At 64.6% G+C, this 23212-nt stretch carries 19 protein-coding genes; 9 read left to right on the top strand and 10 right to left on the bottom strand.

Annotated elements, in window-relative coordinates:
• The first annotated feature begins 368 nt into the window (after positions 1 to 368).
• The 3 genes from B9C43_RS52825 to fxsT are packed head-to-tail and all read left to right on the top strand — an operon-like array spanning position 369 to position 7717.
• Entirely contained in the window at positions 369 to 2276 is a 1908-nt protein-coding gene (locus B9C43_RS52825) for a VMAP-C domain-containing protein (protein ID WP_143447242.1), read from the top strand.
• Complete coding sequence (locus B9C43_RS52820; protein ID WP_084434766.1) at positions 2254 to 3357, top strand: AAA family ATPase; 1104 nt, start codon at positions 2254 to 2256, stop codon at positions 3355 to 3357. Before B9C43_RS52825 ends, B9C43_RS52820 begins: the two co-directional genes overlap by 23 nt.
• Positions 3299 to 7717, top strand: coding sequence for an FxSxx-COOH system tetratricopeptide repeat protein (gene fxsT / locus B9C43_RS52815; protein ID WP_407657191.1), 4419 nt, complete (start codon positions 3299 to 3301; stop codon positions 7715 to 7717). The genes B9C43_RS52820 and fxsT overlap by 59 nt, the downstream gene beginning before the upstream one ends.
• Here the strand turns inward: fxsT and B9C43_RS52810 are convergent.
• The 3 genes from B9C43_RS52810 to B9C43_RS59320 form a co-directional block, all read right to left on the bottom strand.
• On the bottom strand, positions 7714 to 9516 hold the full coding sequence (locus B9C43_RS52810) for an aKG-HExxH-type peptide beta-hydroxylase (protein WP_084434765.1): 1803 nt from the start codon (positions 9514 to 9516) through the stop codon (positions 7714 to 7716). The genes fxsT and B9C43_RS52810 overlap by 4 nt on opposite strands.
• 459 nt (positions 9517 to 9975) lie before the next feature.
• Positions 9976 to 10227, bottom strand: coding sequence for a hypothetical protein (locus B9C43_RS52800; RefSeq protein WP_084434763.1), 252 nt, complete (start codon positions 10225 to 10227; stop codon positions 9976 to 9978).
• Between the two features lie 83 nt (positions 10228 to 10310).
• Entirely contained in the window at positions 10311 to 11402 is a 1092-nt protein-coding gene (locus B9C43_RS59320; RefSeq protein ID WP_084434762.1) for an integrase core domain-containing protein, read from the bottom strand.
• A gap of 67 nt (positions 11403 to 11469) precedes the next feature.
• On the opposite strand from B9C43_RS59320, the gene B9C43_RS60370 reads away from it, so the two are divergent.
• Positions 11470 to 12099, top strand: a complete 630-nt coding sequence (locus B9C43_RS60370) for an HsdM family class I SAM-dependent methyltransferase (RefSeq protein ID WP_407657190.1) — start codon at positions 11470 to 11472, stop codon at positions 12097 to 12099.
• Here B9C43_RS60370 and B9C43_RS52785 read toward each other — a convergent pair.
• Both B9C43_RS52785 and B9C43_RS52780 read right to left on the bottom strand, forming a co-directional pair.
• Positions 12068 to 14419, bottom strand: a complete 2352-nt coding sequence (locus B9C43_RS52785; RefSeq protein WP_084434760.1) for an ATP-binding protein — start codon at positions 14417 to 14419, stop codon at positions 12068 to 12070. The two genes, B9C43_RS60370 and B9C43_RS52785, sit on opposite strands and share 32 nt — an antisense overlap.
• A gap of 779 nt (positions 14420 to 15198) precedes the next feature.
• Positions 15199 to 17301 (bottom strand): ATP-binding protein, encoded by a 2103-nt coding sequence (locus tag B9C43_RS52780; RefSeq protein ID WP_084434759.1) that lies wholly within the window; start codon positions 17299 to 17301, stop codon positions 15199 to 15201.
• A 190-nt stretch (positions 17302 to 17491) separates the two neighbouring features.
• Between B9C43_RS52780 and B9C43_RS52775 the strand changes: the two genes are divergently transcribed.
• Complete coding sequence (locus tag B9C43_RS52775) at positions 17492 to 17800, top strand: PPC domain-containing DNA-binding protein (RefSeq protein ID WP_084434758.1); 309 nt, start codon at positions 17492 to 17494, stop codon at positions 17798 to 17800.
• A 204-nt stretch (positions 17801 to 18004) separates the two neighbouring features.
• Here the strand turns inward: B9C43_RS52775 and B9C43_RS52770 are convergent, their stop codons facing one another.
• The 3 genes from B9C43_RS52770 to B9C43_RS52760 form a co-directional block, all read right to left on the bottom strand.
• The gene (locus B9C43_RS52770; RefSeq protein ID WP_051897926.1) at positions 18005 to 18454 is read right to left on the bottom strand and encodes a YybH family protein; all 450 of its coding nucleotides are present in this window, start codon (positions 18452 to 18454) and stop codon (positions 18005 to 18007) included.
• Between the two features lie 77 nt (positions 18455 to 18531).
• Positions 18532 to 18732 carry a hypothetical protein gene (locus B9C43_RS52765; protein ID WP_084434757.1) on the bottom strand — a complete coding sequence of 67 codons (201 nt, stop codon included), beginning with the start codon at positions 18730 to 18732 and terminating at the stop codon, positions 18532 to 18534.
• 126 nt (positions 18733 to 18858) lie between these two features.
• The gene (locus tag B9C43_RS52760; protein WP_084434756.1) at positions 18859 to 19080 is read right to left on the bottom strand and encodes a hypothetical protein; all 222 of its coding nucleotides are present in this window, start codon (positions 19078 to 19080) and stop codon (positions 18859 to 18861) included.
• A 159-nt stretch (positions 19081 to 19239) separates the two neighbouring features.
• On the opposite strand from B9C43_RS52760, the gene B9C43_RS59305 reads away from it, so the two are divergent.
• The 3 genes from B9C43_RS59305 (at position 19240) to B9C43_RS59855 (ending at position 21342) form a co-directional block, all read left to right on the top strand.
• Positions 19240 to 19500, top strand: a complete 261-nt coding sequence (locus B9C43_RS59305; protein ID WP_084434755.1) for a hypothetical protein — start codon at positions 19240 to 19242, stop codon at positions 19498 to 19500.
• The gene (locus B9C43_RS59300; protein ID WP_235039362.1) at positions 19470 to 19781 is read left to right on the top strand and encodes an integrase core domain-containing protein; all 312 of its coding nucleotides are present in this window, start codon (positions 19470 to 19472) and stop codon (positions 19779 to 19781) included. The genes B9C43_RS59305 and B9C43_RS59300 overlap by 31 nt, the downstream gene beginning before the upstream one ends.
• Before the next feature lie 598 nt (positions 19782 to 20379).
• Positions 20380 to 21342 carry a calcium-binding protein gene (locus B9C43_RS59855; RefSeq protein WP_200826116.1) on the top strand — a complete coding sequence of 321 codons (963 nt, stop codon included), beginning with the start codon at positions 20380 to 20382 and terminating at the stop codon, positions 21340 to 21342.
• Between the two features lie 337 nt (positions 21343 to 21679).
• Here the strand turns inward: B9C43_RS59855 and B9C43_RS59285 are convergent, their stop codons facing one another.
• Together B9C43_RS59285 and B9C43_RS59280 are read right to left on the bottom strand one after the other, a co-directional pair.
• Positions 21680 to 21958 (bottom strand): transposase, encoded by a 279-nt coding sequence (locus B9C43_RS59285; protein ID WP_235039369.1) that lies wholly within the window; start codon positions 21956 to 21958, stop codon positions 21680 to 21682.
• Complete coding sequence (locus tag B9C43_RS59280; protein WP_235039361.1) at positions 21894 to 22208, bottom strand: hypothetical protein; 315 nt, start codon at positions 22206 to 22208, stop codon at positions 21894 to 21896. Before B9C43_RS59280 ends, B9C43_RS59285 begins: the two co-directional genes overlap by 65 nt.
• A 757-nt stretch (positions 22209 to 22965) precedes the next feature.
• On the opposite strand from B9C43_RS59280, the gene B9C43_RS52735 reads away from it, so the two are divergent.
• Positions 22966 to 23212, top strand: a 247-nt coding sequence (locus tag B9C43_RS52735) for a sigma factor-like helix-turn-helix DNA-binding protein (RefSeq protein ID WP_143447241.1), incomplete at its 3' end; no start/stop codon positions are given.

Raw genomic sequence — 23212 nt, 5'->3', positions numbered from 1 at the left:
AGGTCGGTGAGGACGCGGGTAAGGGTGGACGTGTCGTGTGTTTCGCGGGGATGGTGGCGGTTGACGACGCGGCCGACCGGGGAGCGGACCCACTGTTCCAGCGACGTCACATCCGCACGATCCCGCGCTTGGTCCCGAGGGCATCGTCGAGGCCCAGCACGTATAGAACTCCCTGCGTCCAGAACGTCCTGTCCATGAATCGGATCGGCTCGCCCGCCGTGTGCGCGGCACGCAGTTCGTCGTCGGTGGGCAGCAGGTCACCTTCGTTCTGGATCCAACGCCGTTGGAAACTGTCGCACCGCCGAAGGCGATCGTGAGGGTAAGCGTGGGCAACTCTCTATCAGGATCTCGTCGTTCTTCTGTGTCAAGTGACACTGACGGACGGAAAGAAGTCAACGACAATCGCGATCGCGTCACGGCGGGTAAAGCGACACACGTGGACCGGACTCGCAGGTAAGTTTGCACAGTCGGCCTCATCGGGGAGGGTACTTGTGCAGAGTTCTCCGCCGGTCCACCAAACGATCGTCGTAGTCGACATAGCCGACTTCACAAACCCGGCTCGCTCCGACCGGCACCGCGGTGTCATGCGACATGAGCTCGAGCAGATCTTGCGGACGGCTTTCGGCAAAGTGGGGATTTCGTGGCAGGCGTGCCACATCGAAGATCGCGGCGACGGCATGATGATCCTGGTCCCGCCGGACACTTCCAAGTTGCTGATCTTCGAGCAATTGCCGAACCTGCTGTACAGTGGGCTGCTTCGGCACAACGGCCTTTATCGGCCAGAGGTTCAGATCCAGCTGCGGATGGCTGTGCATTCGGGCGACGTCGGGACCGACGCCACAGGGAAGATCGGCACCGCGCTCAATGACACGTTTCGTATCGTGGAAGCCGACGCGATGAAAACGCAGTTGCGGACGACATCCGGCGTACTGGCTCTTGCCGTCTCCGAAACGATCTACAACGACGTGATCCAACCCGATCCAGCAATGGAACCAGGCAGGTTCCAGCGTATCCCGGTCGTGGTGAAACGAACCAACATCACGGCATGGATGCGGATCTTTGGAACTGAGGAAGAACTGTCCCGGGTTCTGCCTCTGCTGAGGGAACGGTCGATCGACCGATTACGGGAGCTGCTCGACGACCTCACCCTGCCCCAGTTGGGACTGTTACGGGCGCGCGTTCTCGGTCCGAGCGAGCCGCAGATGTCCGGACGGCCCAGTGCTTGGGAAGTGGCGCAAGACTTGATGGACCGCAATACAGTGCCGGGCGAGCTGCCGCGTGTCCTTATGTTCGTCGAGTTCCTTGCTGGTGAGGTCCATGAGAGCCTGAGCGCGGAGTTACGGGCATGGAACGACACGCAAGCAGAACACCTGCGGCAGACGGAAACGCTTGGACGGCTGCGCGCGGAAACCCTGTCACCGCCCCCCGCCGGGGAATGTCTGCATTTGGTCGTCGCCATTGAGCCCGACATGTTCGATGCCGATCACTATCGGGTGGAACATTGGCGGCAGGACCACCAGGCTGAATGGCCGCCCGCCCGCGGGCCGGAGCGCACGGCCGAATTCGCCGATCTTGAACGGGTGGTCGATGAGCTGGTCATGGACGCCGAGAAGGCGTGGTCCGCTATCGACTGCGATATCACCCTCGAGTTTGTTCTGCCACGCGGTTTGCTGAACTTGCCGGTGGCCGATTGGTCGCGTGAGCTGGCGTCCGGCGACCCGACCCCGTTGACCATGCACTATCCGATCGTGGTCCGCTCACTGGAGCGAATGCAGTCCCCGTACTGGCTGCGGCCGTGGCGTACGAAGTGGCGTGTTCTGGCGGGACCGCCGCCGAGCGGGCGAGTCTTTATCGCAACCAGCGAAGATGTCGAGCACCCCTATCGGATCGCTGGAGCATTACAAGATCCGCAGGTTGTGGCATTGGTTCTCAGCCGGGCACCCGAGCCGGAGCCGGGCAGACACGATCCTTTGCGTGAGGCGCTACGGGCCGGAGTGCCCGCAGTTCTCTGGACACGAGTAGATGTGCCCGAGGATGCGCTGTTCGCCGTAGTAGCCCAATTGGCCGGTCGTGGTACGTTGGTTGATCTGCCAAGACGTGTTCATGCCGCCCGTCGAGACGCAATGGCCAACCCTGATCAACAAATGCATCCGAATGTCGTAAAGAATTTGGTGATATTGTGGGACACCCCGGTGCGCACTTTGTTCCTCGATCAGCCGCCTCGCCTAGCGCGACTCGATGGGGAGGCCACAGATGACCGCGAGCGAGCGTCCTGATAAGCGGGTGGCCGACGGTGCCGCGCGCTCGTCGGCGATGCCCGACTGGTGGATCTACAAAGGCAGCGGCCGGCCGCTACGAGATGGCCTGCGGCTGGAGGACCTGCTGCCCGACCCGCCCGAGTGGCGGCGCTTCGGTGGCGAACCATTTGCGGATGACGATATCCCGCCCGACGATGGCGAGTCGAGACGTCGGCTGGGTGCCCGGCCGGTCATGCCGGAGACGGTGATCGACCATGACGAAGTGGCCATGGTCAACGCCGCGCTCTACCTCAGGCGGCCATTATTGGTCAAAGGCCCTCCGGGTGCCGGAAAATCGACACTCGCGCATTTGGTGGCCACCGAACTGAAGCTCGGAAGAGTGATCTGCTGGCATATCACCAGCACGTCGACATTGAAGGCCGGGCTTTACAGTTTTGACACGATCGGCCGCGCCGCCGCGGTCGCGGCACGCCAGACGGCTGCTCGCTTGCACTCGACCGAGATGCCGGAAACAGATGAGAACATCGGCGACTACGTTCACCTCGGCCCGTTGGGTACCGCGTTTCTGCCCAGTCGCAGGCCGCGGGTACTACTGATAGACGAAATCGACAAGTCCGAGCTCGACCTGCCGAACGACCTGCTCGGGATCTTCGAGTCGGGTTCGTACACCGTTCCCGAACTCGAACGCGTCGCGGCTGCCACGCCGGACGTTTCGGTCTTCGTCGACGACCCGAAACGAAGGGTGACAATCTCCGGCGGTCGGGTCGAATGTCATGCGTTCCCTTTTATCGTGATGACGAGCAACGGTGAACGTGACTTTCCGCCCGCTTTTATGCGTCGTTGCCTGCAAATCGAGATCAAGCCGCCCTCGGTCGAGAAACTCGCCGCGATGGTCGCGGCCCACCTCAAGAACGAGGCGGATGCACCGTGGTCGGAGCTGATCCAGGACTTCGCGGCTCGTAGCGGTCCTGCGGGTGAAATACCTGCGGATCGGCTCTTGGACGCGTTGTTCCTGTCGACGTCCGGCGCCTACCGGCCCGATGCGGCGTCCTGGCCGAGACTCAGAGACGCGCTCTGGCGCGAGCTGCGGAGCGTGTGACATGGCCGCGCCTACCGGAGATCTGGGGAGTAACTGTCCCAAGCCCACGGCGGCAGACAACCAGCCTGACACACCTCCGGAGCGGCCCAGTTCTGAGCATCCCGACTGGCAGGAGATCGCCGACGCGCTGTATCTGGCCTCGGTCATCGGTTCGGTACCGGAGGAAGATCGTTCAGCCACCGCGCGGACTCGGGCCAAAGAGCCACTGCGGCGACATCCCACGCCCTCGTCCGCGGATCAGGATCAGCGCGCGAAGCAGCCGGACACCAGCGAGGCGCAACTGCCGGAGCCTGCAACGCGTCCAGCGGTAATGCACCATGGTGCGGCTGGACAGCATGCGCGTTCGAAGCCCGTAGTGGTGGGCGAGTCCGGCAACGAGCAGCTCGATGTGATCGGCATCGTCCGCGCGCTGCGCCCGTTGCGCAGGAAAGCCCGTTCACGCCGCCTCGATGACGTTGTCCTGGACGAGGAAGCCACCGCCGAGCAGGCCGTGCGGGGAGGACCGTGGCTGCCGGTCGTCCAGCAGGCGACGGAGCGCTGGCTCGATCTGACCCTTGTCGTGGATACCGGACCGTCAATGGCCCTGTGGCGGGAGAAGATCAATGCCTTCGAGCGGCTTCTGCGCCAGACTGGCACTTTCCGGACGACTCAACGACTGCTTTTGAGTACCACCAACGAGAACGCGATCGAGCTACGCGGCACGACAGGCGCGTCCGTGCGCACTCCGGCTGAGCTGCTGGACCCCAGTGGCCGGCGTATCGTGCTGATGCTGACGGACGGAGTCGGCAAAATCTGGCGTTCGCCGCAGATGTCCGCGACACTCGCCCGGCTTGCTCGCACGATGCCGACGGCGGTGATTCATCTTCTCCCGCAAAGGTTCTGGCGCCAGATGGGTTTCGCGGCGCTGCGCGCCACGCTCAAACCCGGTGGCAGGCTTGTGCCCAACTGCCGGTGGTCGATGGCCTTGCCTGACGTCTGGCTGGACTTCACCCGTGACGATGCCGTGCCCGTTCCTGTCGTCGAAATGCGGCCACGCCTTCTTGAGCGGATCGTCGATTTGTTCGTAGGCAGGGACAAACGGATCGATAGCGCGGTATACCTGGCGTCCAGTTCGGACACCGGTGATCCGGAATCCGAACTTGTCTCGTATTCAGCTCGCGAGCAAGTGAATTACTTTCGGAGTACTGTCCCTCGGGAAACCTTCCGCCTGGCGACGCTGCTGGCCGCGGTTCCTTTCAGCCTGGAAGCGGCCCGCAGGATTCAGGTCGTTATGGTTCCGGAGGCCGGCGCCGAGCACATCGCCCAGTTGCTGGGAAGTCCCTTTATAGGAGCAGTGCCTGTCCCTCATGTCGACTTCGAGTCGCCATGGAGTACGGTGTCGTTCGACATTGGACAGGAAGTGCGTAAGGAGCTGATCAGTAGCGCGCGGCGATCGGAGACTGCCCGCGTTGTGCGACTCACGACGCCTCCATACAGTGCTGTATGGAAGGCGTTCGACCAGCCTGATGTTGCACCAGATCCGTCTGTATTGTCGGTGACAGCCGATGAGATCGCTATCGAAAAAATAGTCATGGACGCGTTGTCGGGTCCATATCTTTCCAGGGCTGGACGTCTGGGGAAGGCAGTGGAGAACGTGGAGCCGACTGGAATAAGAAGCAACGGTACGAACATGCCTCAAACAGTCGGTCCTGCTGCGATAAATCCTCAGCCAGGAGCGGAATCCCCGCCAGCGGCCGTTTCCCCGTCACCGACTGCAGGGGCCGCCGTTACATCGAACGGCCCGGACGTCCCGCTCGTGTCCAGCCATCCCGGCCCGGCTCTGCTCGAATGGTCGCCGCCGTCGAGCGTCCGGCGACAGCCTGGGGAATCGCCCCGTGTGTGGGGCAGCATCCCGCCGCGCAATCCCAACTTCACCGGACGAGTGGATCTGCTGCACGCCCTTGGCGACCGGCTAAAATCCGACGGTTTCACCGCCGTACTGCCGTCGGCGTTGCACGGAATGGGTGGTATCGGCAAGACACAGATCGCCGTGGAATACATTTACCAGCACCTGAGCGATTACGACCTGGTGTGGTGGGTCGAGGCGGCGAACCCCACGCACATCCGTACCTCCCTCACGGAACTCGCCAAGGTCCTCGACCTGCCAGGGGCCGCGGAAGCCAACATGGCCGTTCCAGCGGTTCGTGAAGCCCTCCGGCTGTGGACGACAGGCAAGTGGCTGTTGGTCTTCGATGCCGCCGAGACCCCGGAGTCGGTGCAGCCTTTCTTCCCCACGAGCGGAACCGGTGACATCCTGATCACCTCGCGGAACACCGATTGGGCGAATGTCGCGCGCCCGCTGGAGGTGGCGACCTTCCAGCGGGGCGAGAGCGTCGAACTGCTCCGGCGACGGGGACCCGAGATCGAGGACGGGGACGCGAACCGGCTGGCGGAGACTCTGGGTGATCTGCCCCTCGCGATCGAGCAGGCTGCTGCCTGGCGCGCGGAGACTGGAATGTCCGTTGAGGAGTACCTGAGGCTGTTCGACAGCAAGGTCGCCGAGATCCTGGACACCTCAGCACCCACGAGCTACGACCTGTCCGTCGCCGCGGCGTGGAACGTCTCCTTCGACGCGCTGTACGACCGCAACCCCGCTGCCCACCAGCTGCTGCAAATTTGTGCGTTCTTCTCGCCGGAACCCATCCCGCGCTATTTCTTCACAGGCATCCGCAACGTCTCCATCGCCCCCGAACTGGATCAGGCGCTGCGCGACCCGATGGTGCTCGCCCGTGCCATCCGGGACATCAACCGCTACAGCCTGGCGAAGATCAATCACCGCAACGGCACGATTCAACTGCACAGGCTGGTGCAACTCGTGCTCCGCAACAGAATGGCTCCGCAACAGTTGGAGACCATGAAACACGGGGCGCATGTGCTGCTGGCGAACCTCGATCCCAACGATCCCACGTCACAGAAGCACTGGAGCCGCTACCAGGATCTCCGGCCGCACGCATACGCGTCGGACATCACGGATTGCGACGACGGCTGGGCACGGCAGGTCATCATCAATCTGATGAGGTTCTTGTTCCGGTGGGGGGATCACGAGGAGGCGATGAACCTCGCCGAGTACGCGGTCGAACGATGGAAGGCGGCGCCTTCGCTCGGCGATGAGGACAAGCAGACCCTTGAGGCGTCGAGGCTGCTCGGTTACTACTACTGGATCAGGGGCCGGTTCGAGGAGGCCGCTGACATCAACGCCAAGGTCCTCGAAGTTCGTCGTCGCGTCGACGGCGAAAACCACGAGGAGACTCTGACTGCGCTGAGCGCGTTGGCCGGCGACCGGCGAACACAGGGCGACTTCTCCGGAGCGGCTGAGATCAGCGCGGATGTGTACAACAAGGCGAAAGCGCTGTTCGATCCGGACGATCCGACGGCCTTGATCTTCGCGCGCAGCCATTGCATCAGCTTGCGGCTGCTGGGCAAGTACCGCGAAGCCGAGGAACTGGATCGGCAAACCTATGAGCAGATGGTTGTCGTGCTCGGGCCCGATCATCCGCAGACGATCAGCACGTGGTCCGGTTGGATTCTCGACCGGCGCGAAGGCGGCGACTACCTCGGTGCCCGCATCGAGCAGGAGAAGCTCGCCGAGCGAGCGCGGGAGATCCACGGTGAGAACAACGCGGACACGTTGCGGCGTCTCGCTTATCTCGCGGTGGCCCGTCGTAAGGCTGGTGACCATATAGGCGCACTCGACCTCGCGACGGACGTGCTCAAGCGGTTCCAGGTTCGCTACGGCGAGGACACGTTCAATTACAACGCCACGGCCTGTGCGCTCGGCCGGTCCATCGATTTGCGCCATGGTGGCAATCTCCGGCAGGCGAAGGAGCTGGGCGAGCAGGTTGTGGAGACGTATCGCGAGCGGATCGGTGAATCGCACCCGTACACCAAGTGCGCCGAAATCGACTTGGCCGTGACGCTGCGCCTGTTGGGCAATTCAGCTCAGGCACGAGCGATTGACGAACGGGCGCTGGAACAGCTCCGCACCAGTTTGGGACATGACCACGTCTATTCGTTGATCGCGAGTATCAACCTCGCGAGCGACCTGTCGGCATTGGGTGAAACCGAGGCCGCACTGGCGTTGAACAACGAAACGTTGGAGCGGTGTGAGCGCGTTCTGGGGCCAGATCATCCGACGACACTGGCCGCGAGCCTGAACACGGCATTGGACCTGCGAGCGCAGAACCGTGCCGACGATGGCGACAAGCGGCATACCGACGTGTTGTCCCGATACCGGCGCGTCCTTGGCGACGAACATCCGGCGACCGTCAACGCCGCCAAGGGAATCCGAGCCGATTGCGACGTCGACCCGCTGCCGCTCTAGAGAACGTTTCGGCCGATCCAGTCGGCCACCTGCTCCACCGCGGGTGGCTTCGCCGTATGTGCTCGGACAGCACGATGGACCGCCCGGACCAGTTCCGGGTGGTCCATTAAGGTGCGGGATGCCGGGCTTGTGCTGACCGCGGAAAGAGCCACAGCCAGTCCCGCAAGCGAAGCGGGGTTGTCGGGGTCCTCCGACAAGCGGGCCCGGTACTCGCGGATCGCGTCCTCGTATTGGCCAAGCACAAGCAAGAAATCCGCGGAAGTCGCGCGGGGGACCGTTTTCCAGTGGGTCTTGAGAGCTTTACGGCCTCTGCTGATGGCCAGCCGGGTCAGATCGGTGCGTGAGTGTGACCAATCGCCGTCGGCTATCGGAGTCGGCAGGGGATCACCGGCGAATCGACGCGATGCGGGGTGGCGACGGCTGGTCCATGCTTCGGCCAACTCGCGGACCACTGTGGAGTCTGGCCGGATGTGCCTGATCCGCCAGCCAAGATAGTGGTCGGCCAGTGTTCGTCGAGCCACACTGTCCACTTCGGAGGGAACGGGGTCAGCTTGCCACGGTTCGAGCGTCTCCGTGACTGTTTTCAGGAATCGGAGGCCCGTCTCGGTCAGCGCGGCGTCCGACCGGATGAGTTTCGCCGCTCGCCAGGCCATGGCACGGTGGCAGGCGAACTCGAACTGTCCCCGTTCGCTGTCGTTTCCCGCCAGTTCGCGCCAGAACGCGGTCATTCCCGTGAACGCGTACAGTCCTTGGACCATTCCGCCGATCGGCCGGGGATCGTCCCGCCATGGCGCATAAAGACGTTCACGAGGGTCGTCGTGCCACAACCGCGTCAGATGGGTCAGACCGATGAGTTTGCTGTGCTGGAACTCATGGACCAGCATCGCCGCGAGCGACTCCGGATCCGCTGGGCGGTCGAGAACGGCGCTGCCGAAAGCGTCGCTTGTGGACGCGCTTGATGCTCTGATCAGCGTCAACGGTCGCGGGGCAAGAGATTCGAATCCCGCCCGCAACCCGTCGGCGAACTGAGGGACGACATCGACGAGTAGTGCCCAGGCGTCGGACGTCAATAGTTGCCACGCCGCCGATTCGGCGTGGGACACGCGCTGTGGGCTCTGCGGTCCATATGTCTCACGATACGGGTCGACATCGTCCAAGCGAACGGACAGAAACCGTCCGTCCGCCTGTGCCACCAACTGCCGGACTGGCTGCCAGTGCGGGGTTTCCTCGCTCAGGTCCGACGGCAGCGATATGACCGTGGATCCGGCATGTACCTCGACTTTTCTTCCCGTGCGGACTATTTCGGCGACTGAGGTGTCGCCCGGTGCGGGGACACGACCAAGGGTCGGCAGAATGAGGTCACCAAGCCATACCGGCACCAGGATGTCGAATCTGACATTGGCGCGGATAGCGGCGGACGCGGCCAGCGCGTAGATGTACCCGAAGTGCACCCAGAACGGCCACGCACCACTGATCCTGCCATTGAGCAGACGGGTCGTGTAGCCCGTCCAGGACCCGGTGTACGGGTGCGCGAGAACGAGATCCAGTACGGCCGGATCGTCTTGTTCCACTCTGGCGAGCAGATCCCAGGCAACAAAAGGGGACGGCAGCGGAGCGACCAGATGCGGAGAGCTTGACACTCGCTCGACGAGCGAACGCAGCAAGAGCAGCCGTCTACTGCGTTCCGCGCGCTGGAGTTGCCGGACGACCCGGTCATCACCGCCACCACGCGCCAACGCGTCGAAATCGTCCCAGGAGATTCCGTGGTACTCGACTTGCGGGGAATCGTGATCGGCCATGAACCGCAGCGGCTCAACAGCCTCGGCCGAACCGACGGCTCGTTTGGTCGAGGACGTCTACGTGGTCGACCAAACGGGCAACAGACGCCATCGCGATCCTGATCGGTTCGGACCACCACGACACAAGCGCGATCGATCCGACATCCGGAAGGGTGGATTCGATGCCACTCCGCGGATGTGCCTGGATTGTGTCCATGAGCCGATTCCCCTCACTGGCTTGCGGTTGAGCACAATTCACGCACTTTCATCATGGCCTACGCAGAGTGACGGGGGAAGTGTGTGGGAATTTTCCGGTGCCGAACGGTCGACTTCGTGCCGCCGATGAGAGCAGCAATGACTCATGCGGTTTGTGGTTTTCAAGATCCCCACCTACCCCACATCCTGGTGTCTCTGGGCGTGCTGCGGATCAGCCGGGATCTGGATGAGATTGCTGGAGTAGCCGGGCTGGATCGACTTCGGTCACAGCTGTCTTTCCGTCCAGCTCCCAGCCTTTCCGTACCCTGCGGCGAAGAGCTCATCCCCCAATGTGGCCCGCCCTCGGCCGGTGAGCTCGCGAATCTGCCGATTGGTGCGGTCGTGAGCGCCGCGCAGCCGGGAGGAGGCGCCTAGCAGGACGGCAGCTTCGTGATACCGCCCGTACGCCTCGGCGAGCGCGGGCCGCACGAGTAGCTGCGGAGTGGACGAGCCGATCCTGTTCCAGTCCAGCGCCACGGGAGAGTCCTTTCACCAAGGCAAGGCGTCGAGATTACCGGTCCCGCAGACGCTGTGGGTGCCGAAAACTCGATCCGTGCTGGTCAAGCGGCGTGGTGATAGTGGTGGAGGATGCCGCCGAGTCGATCTTGTCGTTGGATGTTGAGGTGTTCGAGTGTGTTTGGTTCGGTGATGGGTGGCGGAAGTGGTTTCTGCGGTGCTGCGGCATGTAAGGCGCGGTGGGGTCGGTGCTGGTTGTAGAAACCTTCGTATTCGCGGAGTGTTTGCAGTAGGTGTGCTTGGTTGAGGATGAGGGTGCGGTCGAGAAGTTCGGTTCGGCAGGTGCGGATCCAGCGTTCCATGATCGCGTTCATGCGCGGCACACGGATGCCGGTAGTGATGGCGGTGATCCCACTGTCGGCAAGGACGGCGTCGAACGCGGTGGTGTATTTGCTGTCGCGGTCTCGGATCAGGTACCGCACCGCTGTGGCGCTGGCGTCTTGGAGGTCCATCATGAGGTTTCTGGCCTGTCGGGTGGTCCAGGTTGCTGTGGGGTGTGTGGTGGCGCCGAGGATGCGGATGCGGCGGGTGGTGTGTTCGATGACGGCGAGGACGAACAGGCGGGCGCCGGTGAGTGTTCTGGTCTCGAAGAAGTCCGTGGCGAGGATGGCGTGTGCTTGGCTGCGCAGGAACGTGGCCCAGGTCTGCTGGCTCCGACGAGGTGCTGGGTCGATGCTGTTGGTTCTGAGGATTTCCCAGACGGTGGAGGGCGCGACTTTGATGGCCAGGCCGGCGAGTTCACCATGAATGCGGCGGTAACCCCAGCTCGGATTCTCGCGGGCGAGCCGGAGGACGAGGGTTTGAATGCTGCGGATCGTAGGCGGTCTGCCTGGCCGTTTCGGCCGGGATGCTCGAGCGTGGCGACGGCGGAGTAGGTCGCGGTGCCAGCGCAGGATTGTGTCGGGGGAGACGAGCAGGTGGAGTTTGCGCAGTGTGGACCTGGGGATGGGATGTAGCAAGGCGGCGAGGAAGGCGCGGTCGGGTGGAGTGAGACGCGGTTTACTGACTTGGCGTTGCAGGATGGCGAGTTGGTGGCGCAGGACCAGGATCTCGGTGTCCTTGTCGGTGCTGCTTGTGGGTAGCAGCCGGAGCAACGCGAACACGCTGGTGAGGGCGAGGTAGGGGAGTCGCAGCACAACGGAGCATCCTGGTGCGCCCGGCTACTGGTGGTCCTCGGGGCAGGAAGTTCGCAGGTCAGTGCCCGTGGATGGAGTTATCGGCACCCACAACGGCGATACGCTAAGGCGATTCCGGAAAGTTCTCTCCAACCCACCATTCTCGCTGAACTACCGGGCCGAGGACGTGAAGTTCAGCGACCGGATGATGTTCGGATGGGCACCAGAGACCGGCAAGAAGGCCGACCTGATGTTCGTCCAGCGCATGGTGTCCGTACTGACCCAGAACGGCATCGCCGCGACCGTGATGCCGCACGGGGTCCTGTTCCGCGGCGGTGCCGAGCGAGCGATCCGCGAGAAGATGCTTCAAGCCGACGCCATCGAGGCGATCATCGGACTTGGGCCAAACCTCTTTTACGGCACAGGAATCCCCGCTTGTGTGCTTGTCGTCGGTGAGCGCGGCCAGCTCGACCAGCCACACCCCGTCCGGGAAGGCCTCGCGTACTTGGGCGGCCACCCGCAACGCCAGCCGGGTCTTGCCGACCCCGGCCACCCCGGTCAGCGTGACCAGCCGCGCTCGCCGCAGCAGCCGCGTGGCCTGGGGTGGTCTCGCGTCGGCGAGGCGACAAAGCTTGTCGCCTCGCCCGGCAGATTGCCCACTGGCCGACGTGATCCGGTGCGTGCCATCACCGCTCCTGGGTTTTCCGTTGTTCGGTGACCCACACCGCGAGTTGGGTGCGTGTGGGGAAGCCGAGTTTGGTCAGGATGCGCTCCACGTGGCCTTCGGCGGTGCGTTGGGCGATCACCAGCCGGGCGGCGATGTCCTTGTTGGACAGTCCGGCCGCGACGAGTTCGGCGACCTGTTGCTCTCGGCGGGTCAGTGGCGTCAGCGGTTTCGTGCCGATGGCAGGACTGGCGGGGGCGGGCTGAGGGGGTTCGCCGAGGGCATAGGCGATGGCCTGGTCGAGGCCGAGGACATTGCCACGGCGAAAGGCGGCCTGGAACGCGCGATCGCCGAGGACGCGGCGAGCCTGCCGCTCGCACGCCTCGTGCGCGGCGACGTAGTGCGGGAAGCCCATCAACGGCTGGCCGCCGACCAGGGGCCAGATCTGGTCGGCCGCGCCGAGCAACACCGCGGCACGCTCGAACTCACCGGCCGTCCCGGCGATCCAGGCCAGCCGCTCGACGAGCACCGCCGTGCCATGGGTGTCGCTGAAGACGCGCATGCCCCGGAGACTTTCCTTGGCGTGCCTGGTCGCCTGCGCCACCTCGCCCCGGACCCATTCGGCGAAGCTGAGACCGTGGAGCGTGTAGGCCCGGGCCCATTGCTCGCCGTGCCGCTCGCAGAGCGCGCGGGCATGCTGACCCAGCGCGACGGCGCGCGCGAGGTCGCCCTGGAACACGGCTACCACGATCAACGCGAGATAGGCCTTGATCATGGTGCTGTTGAGTTCGCCGAGGGCCTCGAAGCGCGCGAGGGCATCCTCCAGCAGCGCCTGTGAACGCGGTAGGTCGCCGCTGAACCAGCTGACAAGTCCCCGGACACAGATGGCGTACGCCAGTGTGGTTACCGCGCCCCGTGCCTGGGCCCAGGCCCGGCACTCCTCCACCAAGGCCATGGCGGCGGGGACGTCACCCTGCATGACGGCGAGATGAGCATTGGTCCACAGCACGTTGGCCCGTGCCTTGCTCGGCTCGGTGTCCCGGGCCAGTGCCCGGTCCAGCCAGTGGCGCCCTTCGGCCATGAAGCCACAGCCCTGCCAGTAGAAGTACAGGGCCGCGGCCAGCCGCAGGCCCTTGTGGGATTCGCCCGGGGTGCTCAGGCTGAACTCCAGGGCGGCCCGTAGGTTGGGGTGCTCACGCCGGGTGCGGGCGGACACCTCCTGTTGGGTGGGGCCGAACCACTCAGCCTCGCCGCGTTCGGCCAACCCTAGGTAGTAGTCCCGGTGCCGCCGGCGCAGCACCGCCTCTTCTCCGGTCGCGCGCAGGACGTCCTGTCCGTAGTGGCGGAGGGTGTCCAGTAGCCGGTACCGCGCCTGGGAGCCGTGGTGCTGGTCCTCGCGGGTCAGGATCGACTTGTCCACCAGGCCAGTCACCAGCTCGAGTACCTGGTCCCGGTCGATGCCGTCCCCGGCACACAGGGCTTCCACAGCGTCGAGATCGAACCCACCGGCGAACACCGACACTCGCGCCCACAGGGTCTGCTCGGGTGGCGAGCACAGCTCAAAGCTCCAGTCAACCACCGCGCGCAGCGTCTGGTGGCGGGGCAACACGGCCTGGCTGCCGCCGCGCAGGAGACGGAAGCGGTCGTCCAGCCGGTGCAGGATCTGTTCCGGCGTGAGCTCCCGCAGCCGCGCCGCGGCCAGCTCGATCGCCAGCGGCAGCCCGTCCAGCCGACGGCAGATCCGCGCCAGCGTCCCGTGGTTGTCGCTAGTGACCGCGAAGTCGGGCCGCACGAGTGTCGCGCGCTCCGCGAACAGACGGATCGCCTCGTTGCCGACCAGTTTCTCGGGGTGCGATGGGAGTTCGGGGTCCGGCACGGGTAAGGGCGGTACCGCGAGGATGTGCTCGCCCGGCGTGGACAGCGCGTGCCGGCTGGTGGCCAGGATCCGCAGTCCCGGCGCCGCCGGGAGCAGGTGAGTCGCCAGCCCCGCGCAGCGGTCCGCCAGGTGCTCGCAGTTGTCCAGCACCAGCAGCAACTGCCTGTCCCGCAGGTAGCCCACCAGGACCTCCAGCGGCGACCGCGCCGACCGATCACGAACCCCCACAGCGTCCGCGACCGTCTGCTCCAGCAGCGTGCGGTCCTGCAGCGCGGCCAGCTCGACCAGCCACACCCCGTCGGTGAACGCCCGCCGCACCCCGGACGCCACCCGCAACGCGAGCCGGGTCTTGCCAACACCGCCGACACCAGTCAACGTCAGCAGCCGGGCGGTGGACAGCAGCCGCTTGGCCTCGGAGATCTCCCGGCGGCGGTCTACGAAACTGGTGGCCTCGGCGGGAAGATTGCCATCGTGCTGGCGTGAACTGGTGCCCGACATGGGTCTCTCGTTCGGTGTCGTTATCCAGGCCGCGAGCCGGACGCGTTCAGCGAAGCCAACAGGGGCCACGATGCGTTCACAGCGACCTTCCACGCTGCACTACAAACCTCCACACCCGCACACCACGGCATGCTCCGGCGGCCACCAGAAACTCCGGCGTCAAGAATGCGGCAGCTACCCGGGACAGCAGAACCGCAGGAGCTGACGCAGTCTCGTCAACGGCCACTCAACGCCGTCGAGACTGTGCGCTTTTCCGGATAACCGGAGGCCGGAACCTTGACTGTCATCACTCCAAGCCCGTCCACAAAGGACGCTGCGGCGCGGTAGGCTCAACTGGTCGTGAACATCCAGACCGGACTCGGTCTCCCGTCTGATCACCCGACAGCGAACAAGAGAGCCCGATATGGCCGGATGCTGGGCAGCCAGCAGCCATCCAATGGTGTGCTGCGGATGGCGTGATGGGTGCGGACGGTGCGTGATCACGCGCCAATCGCTGGCTGGAAATACCATACGGCCGCGCCCGAACCTGACCTCAGATCGGCAGTACACACCGGGCGTCGTCATCGCGAAAACAAGCGTCGAAGCCAGCATCAAAGTCATCGTCGGACCTGACGTTCGTGCGCGCCGAGGACCTGCTGGACGCGCGGGACGAGGAGTGGACGTCGAGACAGTTAGCCGAGCAGCGCACGCCGCTGCTGACGTGGGTCGTGCTCGGGGTCCTCGTAGCGGTTGTCGTGCTGGCGCTCGGGGCGGTGTTTCTGCCAAGGGGTGCGTGGCCTTCACGGGCCGTCCAACGCGTAGGCGATGACCTCTTCTTGGGTCATCTGTGCGCCGTGCTGGACGGCGGTCTGATAGGCGCGTTCACCGAGGGCTTCGCGAGTTCGCGCCTTCCATTCCTTACTGCAGTCAAGCAGGGTGACGAATCCGAACAGCGGCCTGCCGATTGGCTCCCACATCATCTCCGCCGCACCCCGCAGCACCGCCGCCTGAGTCCAGTCGGCTTGCGAAGCAGCAACCCACGACAGTAGCTCCACGCAGAACGGAATGCCCAACTGGTCGTTCAGGTCACGCTTGTGGCGAAGGGATTCGCGCAGGTGGCTCGACATTCGCGGGTAGTCTCCTGCCACCCACCATGTGACGGCGGCCGACCACAACGCCCAGGACAGCGCCCAGCGTTCCCCTAGCGGCGTGCAGATGGCCCGGCACTCGTCGAGAAGATCCATGGCATGGTCGGTGTCTCCGACCAGGCCAGCGGCCATCACCCGCTGCGGAAAAATCGTCAACGCGACGGCGGGCCATTCGGTCGACTCCCGATAGTGAGCCAGGACATAATCCATGAGTGGAATCGCCTGTGACAGGTCGTTGTTCATCTTCTTCGCCGCGCCGATAAACTGGAGCGCATAAGTCAGCTCAGTATCGTCACCCAGCTCCTGGGCGAGGCTACGACCTTCTTTCAGCAAAGCCAGGCTGACTTGTTTGTCGCCTTGCATAGTGGTAATCCATCCATCGATCCACAGTGCCCTGGCGCGCTCACGGCTTGGTGCTGGGTCTGCCTGCAGGGCCCGGTCGAGCCAGTACCGGCCGTCGCGGACGAACCCGCAGGCGATCCAGTAGAACCACAGGGCCGCACCCAGCCGCATGCCTGCCCTGGCCTGCCCCGGAACCGTCAGGCAGTAATCCAGCGCCGCCCACATGTTGGCCCGCTCGGCCCGCAGACGCTTGGCCCATTGGTACTGGTGAGGGCCACCAGCGTTCGCCTCGGCCTGTTCAGCCAGGTGCAGGTAGTAGTCGCGGTGCCGGCGGAGCACCGCGGCCGTGTCACCGGCCTGCTCCAACCGCTGCCGCCCGTACTCGCGGATGGTCTCCAGGATCCGGTACCGCACGACGTGCCCGCACTCTTCCCTGACCAGAACCGACTTGTCGATCAGCCCGGACACTGCCTCGAAGACCTCGCCGGTGGCCAGTCCCGCACCGGCACACACGCGTTCGGCGGCGTCCAGGTTGAAATCCCCGGCGAACACCGAACACCGAGCCCAGAGCGCCCGTTCCGGCTCCGAGCACAACTCGAAGCTCCAGTCGACCGTCGCACGCAGGGTTTGATGGCGCGGCAGGGCCGTGTGGCTCTCGGCTGTCAGGAGCGCAAACCGGTCTTCCAGCCGCTCCAGCATCTGCTCTGCGGACAAGATCGACATCCGGACGGCGGCCAGTTCGATCGCCAGCGGCAGACCGTCCAGCCGCCGGCACAACCGCGCCACCGCGAGCCAGTTGTCCTGGCCCAGCGTGAAATCCGGAGCGACCGCACGCGCTCGGTGCTCGAACAACACCAGAGCTTCCGGGAGCTGCTCGGGCACCTGAGCATCGCCATCGGCCGGCGGCACGGACAGCGGCGGGACGGGCCAGAGCTGTTCACCGGGGACACCGAGCGGCTCCCTGCTGGTGGCCAGCACAGACAGCCTCGCCGCAGCGGACAGCAACCGGGCCACGAGATGTCCACAACGCGCCAGCACGTGCTCACAGTTGTCCAGCACGAGCAGTAGGTGCTTGTCCGCCAGGAATTCGGCCAGCACGGTCGCGGCATCCCGGCGCGAATGATCAAGCAGTTCCAGCGCCGCGGCAACGGTCTGCTCGACCAGCGCCGGGTCACCAAGCTTGGCAAGCTCAACCAGCCAGACACCATCAGGAAACACTCGACGAGCCTCACGCGCCACATGCAGAGCCAGCCGGGACTTTCCCACCCCGCCGACGCCGGTGAAGGTCACCAGCCGGGCGGTGGACAACGCGCGCTTCACCTCGGCCGTGGCATGCCGCCGACCCACAAAACTCGTCATCTCAGCCGGCACATTGCCGACCGCCCGTCCCGCGACACCGGTCTCAACGCCCATCCCGCACCTGCCCAAGCGAACGCTCACCGGCGCTCGGGTTTAACCTCCACAGTCGGCCAGAAGTCGCGCGACTGTTGCCCGTTACCAGTACGAATCTCCACAAGAAACCTTCTTGAGGCTAGGACCCGACGGATATGACGCACCACAATTCTGCCGCCCTGATCGTGGCGGCTATGCGCCGTTGGCACCCTTGGGCCGTCACAGAGCGGCCGGCGAGGACTTCGGCACGGCCGCGTTCACCGCGACCGACGCGTTCGCCTCAGCGGTGCTCGGCTCCTTCGACACCGAGCACCGCTACGTCGACATCCCGGTCGACGAGCGGGTCGAGGTCCTCACCGTGTCTTCACCGTGGCCGGCAATATCGTCGGCTCGCGCACGGAGCGCCGGATCCGCGCACGTGATACTCGGCCGCCGCGACGACGCCATGCGCGGCCGTCACCTGCTGCGCGCCATCGCCCGCCTCACGAGGTCATGGTCACCGGATCCTCCGGCCGGCTGACCCACCGCTACGACGAGGCGGCGGGCCTGCCGCTGATCGGCCTCCGCTGAGCGCGCCTCACGGGCAGAGGTCGGTGACAGCGGCGCCGGTCTCGGGGTCGTAGGGGAAGGAGTCGTAGGGGAAGGAGACGTGCTCGTAGGACACGATGTCGTCGGCGATGTGCGCCATCAGCTGGTCGAGATCCTTGCGGGCGGTGGCGTCGAATCACCGCTGGTGCACCGCGCGTACCTCGGCTTCGGCGGTCGTCTCGGTGGGGTGGGTGAAGGAGTGGTGCTCGTGCGCGACCATCCAACGGCCGTGTTGCTTGCGCAGCCCCAGCGTGAGCCGCAGCCGCCGGTCCGGGTGCTCGGTCAGCTCTTCGGGGGTGCCGCAGTGCAGCAGGGCGTGGGCGAACGCGACGTCTGTCACGTCGTTGCCGGCGGTGACCTCCAGCGACTCGATCTCGAACACCGCGCCATCGGCCTGCCAGCGGAAGAAGTCCGGCCACGTGTCACGGTAGGCGTCGAGGCCGCGCACCCCGTCCTCGGGTGGCGGGACATCGAACATCACGATGTCGGCGGCGTGATCGGCGAGCACCCCGTCCATGTCGCCGGCGTGCGCGGCGGCGGCCCACCGCTCGATCATGATGCGGATCTGGTCTTCGTCAGCGGTCATCGCCTGACTCCCTTCGGAAGTTGCGGTCATCCCTACAACCCGCGAAGGCCGCCGAACTCATCGTCCGCAGCGGGAATTCAGCCAGGAATCTCGCCCGGGCAGGTTCGGGGGCTCGCGCCGCAGCCGGGGAACCATACGTACTCGTTCGGGCCCAGCCACTCCTGCTCCGCCCGCGCGGTCAGCCGATGGCAGTGGTCGCGGTGCCGGGCGCACACGGCTGTGAGGTGGCTGGAGGCGGCCAGCTGTTCCTGGCCGTCGTGGCGGATAGCCTCCAGCATCCGGTACCGCGCGGGAGTCTCGTGGCTGGTTTCGGGTCAGGATGGACTTGTCGACCAGCCCGGCCACCAGGTCGACGACGTCCTCCCGGGCGATGCCCTGGCCGCTGCACACCGCCTCGGCCGCGGCTAGGTCGAACCCGCCGGCGAACATCGAGGCCACAGCTGCTGCTCATCGTGCGAGCACAGTCCGAAGCTCCAGTCGATCGCCGCGCGCAGCGTCTGCACGCGCGGGACCGCGACCCGGCTGCCCGTGGCCAGGAAGGCCAGGTAGTCGTCCAGCCCGGTGAGGATCTCGCCCGCCCAGCATGGTGGAACGGCGGAAGTAGACGCAGTCTCGTCAATGACCATTAAACGTCAGAAAACAGTGAGCCTTGCCGTAGCACCGGTAGGTGATGCTAGACAGCCGTGACTCGGATAGCTGATGGCACCAAACCGTCACCCTGCGGGGTTCCAGAAGTCTGCACTGGGCTCTTAACCTGCAGTGATCGCGCGCCTCGACGGTAAGGCGTGATCGTAAGACGCGTACTCAAACGCCTGCGGATCCCGCCAGCACCGCTCCGAGACTCGGACACCTCGGAGCGACAGTTCTTGCGCACACAGGCCGCGGCGATGTTGGCCTGTGATTTCTTCCACGTCAACTGTGCGGTCGCACTCAAGCGGATCTATGTGTTCTTCGTACTCGAGGTCGCCACCCGCTACATCCATATCCTCGGCACCACAACACATCCCGACGGACCGTGGACGACCCACAAGCCCGAAACCCTTTGATGTACCTCGGCGATCGGGCTGACGACTTCCGATTCCTGATCCGCGACCGCGCCGGCCAGTTCACCGTTTCGTCCGACGCCGTCTTCGCCAGTACCGATATCAAGGTCGTCAAGATTCCACCCGGCTGTCCGAGAGCAAACTGCCACGCCGAGAGATTCATCGACACGATACGACGCGAGCTCACCGATCGACTACTGATCATCGGCGTACGCCACCTGCATATCGTGCTGGCACGATATGTGACCCACTACAACCAACGCCGCCCTCACCGAGCACTGTAACTCATGCCACCACGACCAGACCGTCCCATTCCACACTCCGGCCACACCCGCGTTTACCGTCAACCCATCCTCGACGGCTTGATCAACGAGTACGAACCCACAGCCGCTTAACCCGCAGGCCACAGCCACAGGGCCGACTTCTGAAACCCCACAGGCCTCACCGAGTTGCTGGCCTTCTCGTCCCCGGCGGCCGACAATGTGCGACCGGTGACGCATTTATGGTTCTGTGATGTACGAAATGCCGGAAGTGCGACATTGACTACAAGGCGCCACAGGATAGTCTTGAAACCCCTCGGCCGCATAACTATGCTTCCTTCTTTGTTTCTTCCTTCCAATTTATTCTAGGTGACGGTGTCTCGCCGGGGGCTGGCCAGGAAGGCAAACAAAGTTCTGACCCGAGCGACTCTGGGTGTGGCGTATGCACTGTTAGCTGGCGTGATCACCGCTTTCGCCGGACCTGTCGCGTCCGCGACGCCTGCTGTGCCTGGCCGGGCGTCGGCCGGAGCGAACGAGGGGCCAGATAGGTGGCCTCTTGTGCCTGCCGAGTTTGTGAGCGCAGGCTCGGCTCTGTCCAGCAGTCTTCTTTTTGGAAAAAGAAGTGTCAACGACGTTTGCGACCTTTGTTTACCTGTTGTCGACGCTGTCGGTAGACCCGAGCCCCAAACAGAAGGACAAAGTTAGCGCACATTTCAGGATTCAGGTGAGTCACATGAGAACATGGTTCCGTACGGCCGGGCTCGTGGCGGTGGTGTGTACACCGCTGATGTTCGTCGCCGGGCCTGGGTATGCAGCCACCGAAGTAGACAAGAGCTACACCACCGCAGTGCTGAAGAACACCGACAACCGGTTGAACGTCCTGGCAGGCGCGGGCAGCGCGCACGACATCAGGATCGACCTCGTGGACAACAACTATATCGTCACCGACACGGGGAACTTGCTCATAACCGCCGCGCCATGCGAACGTCTGACCAATCCCGAGAGGGTGAGCTGTCCACTGCCCGTCTCCGGCATCACGGTCGAGGCAGGCGAACTCAACGACACTGTTCAACTGAGCGACAGCGTCACTGTGCCCTCAACATTGATCGGGGGCGCCGGCAACGACCGCCTCGACGGCGGCGCCGGGAACGACAGCCTCTTTGGCGGCGCCGGGAACGACGGCCTCCTCGGGGGCGCCGGCGACGACTACCTCGTCGGGGAGGCCGGCAACGACGCCCTCCTCGGGGGCACCGACAACGACTACCTCGACAGCGGCGTCGGGAACGACTACCTCTTCGGAGGTGACGGCTACGACGGCCTCCTCGGGGGCGCTGGCGACGACTACCTCGTCGGGGAGGCTGGCGGCGACGGCCTCCTCGGGGGTGACGGCAACGACTACCTCGACGGCGGCGCCGAGACTGACTACCTCGACGGCGGCGCCGGGAACGACCGCCTCTTCGGAAGCACTGGGGATGACTACCTCTTCAGCCGCGACGGCGGCGCCGGAAACGACAGCGTCGACGGCGGCCCCGGAACCGACACCTGCGATGCCGACCCCGGCGACACCGTCATCAACTGCCCGTGACCGCACGCGACACCGAGTCCGACGTAGCGGGGTTGAAACGGGCGGAATACCAGGCCGAAGTTACCTGGGCTGTGACGAGCGAACCCCCTGTTATGCAGGGGGTTCGTTGTTGGTGGCGGAGCCGGACCACAATGGACGACGTGGCCTGCACTTTGGTCTGTACGGACACCAAATCCGCTCAGGCCCTGTGTATCGCCCCACGATCGGCTCAGGCAAGAAGCCCAGCCGGCTCCGGCGTTCACAGGGCGGCGTGCCAAGGGGTGCCGTAAACCCGCGATCTTTACCGTCAGCAGCCTGTGGGGTTTCAGAAGTCGGCCCTGTGGCTGTGACCTGCGTCTTAGGCTGCTGTGGGTTCGTACTCGTTGATCAGACCGCCGAGGATGGGTTGGCGGTGAATCTGGGTGGGACCCTTCTGTGGGATGGGGTGGCCTGGTCGTGGCGGGACAAGTTGCAGAGCTCGGTGAGGGCGCCGTTTTGTTGTAGTGAGTGACATATCGTGCCAGCACGGTTGCAGGTGACGTTCGCCGATGATCAGTAGCCGGTCAGTGACCTCACGTCGCACTGTGCCGATGAATCTCTCGGCGTAACTGTTCGCTTGTGGACAACTCGGCGGAATCTTGACGACTTCGATGTCGGCGCCGGGCGAGGACGGCGTCGAATGAGTCGGTGAATTGGCTGGCGCGGTCGCGGATCATGAAGCGGAAGTCGTCAGCTCGATTGCCGAGATCCACCAGCAGGTTGCGGGCTTGTTGGGTGGTCCACTGCCCGTCGGGGTGGGTGGTGGTGCCGAGGATGTGTGCGTAGCGGGTGGCAACCTCCATCACGAAGAACACGTAGACCCGCTTCAACGTGACGGCGCGGTCCACGGTGAAGAAATCGCACGCCAGCATTGTGGTTGCCTGGGTGCGCAGGAACCGCCGCCACGATGTGTCGGAGTCCCGGGTTGGTGCTGGCGGGATCTGCAAGCGTATGAGCAGGCGGCGGATGGTCGAGGCGGACACGCGGTGACCGAGTTTGAGCAGCGCCCTGGAGCCTGCGGTATCCCCAACTGGTGTTCTCTCGCGCCATCCGTCCGATCAACGCGACGATGGCATTATCGATCGCTGGGCGTCCTGTTCGTCGTGGATAGGTCCACTTCTTGGCCACCAAGCGTCGGTGCCAGCGCAGATCGTGCCTGGTGTTACCAATCGATGTTTGCGTAGCAGGCTGGGAAGCCGCGTACCAGTGCGGCAAGGACTGCGCGGTCAGCCCAGTCGAGTCGTGGGCGGGGGTTGGTGCGGCGCAGCACGGCGATTTCGCGCCGTAGCACCAGCAATTCAACGTCCTTGGACGCCGAGGACCGACCAAGCAAGACAAGCCATCCACCGAGTCGAACGAAGATCAGATATACCAGTCGTAACCACACGTCCCACGATCATGCCTTGCCGTCGACCGGTGCGGTCGTCACAGTTCAGGCCTGCAGTGCGGCGTTTTGGAACCTCACACGTTGATATCGGGCTGTGTGGGCTGCAGTCGGCCTGCAGCCCCTGTCGACGGCACGTGAAAACTGACCCCGGCGTGGCATCCGAATTTTGACCCCCTGTCCGGTGACTCTGGCTCGAGCCGAGCCAGGGAGGACGAAGGGTGTTGTCCGTGGAAGATTGGGCTGAGATTCGCAGGTTGCACCGGGCGGAAGGGTTGCCGATCAAGGCGATCGCCCGGGTGTTGGGCGTCTCAAGGAACACGGTGCGCGCCGCGTTGGCCTCGGATGCGCCGCCGAAGTACGTGCGGCAGCCGAAGGGGTCCATTGTGGATGCTGTGGAACCGCGGATTCGTGAGTTGCTGCAGGCATTTCCGACGATGCCGGCGACGGTGATCGCCGAACGGATCG

This window comes from Kibdelosporangium aridum (assembly GCF_900176515.1).
Taxonomy (GTDB): domain Bacteria; phylum Actinomycetota; class Actinomycetes; order Mycobacteriales; family Pseudonocardiaceae; genus Kibdelosporangium; species Kibdelosporangium aridum.
This window is presented reverse-complemented; position numbering and strand designations above follow the sequence as displayed.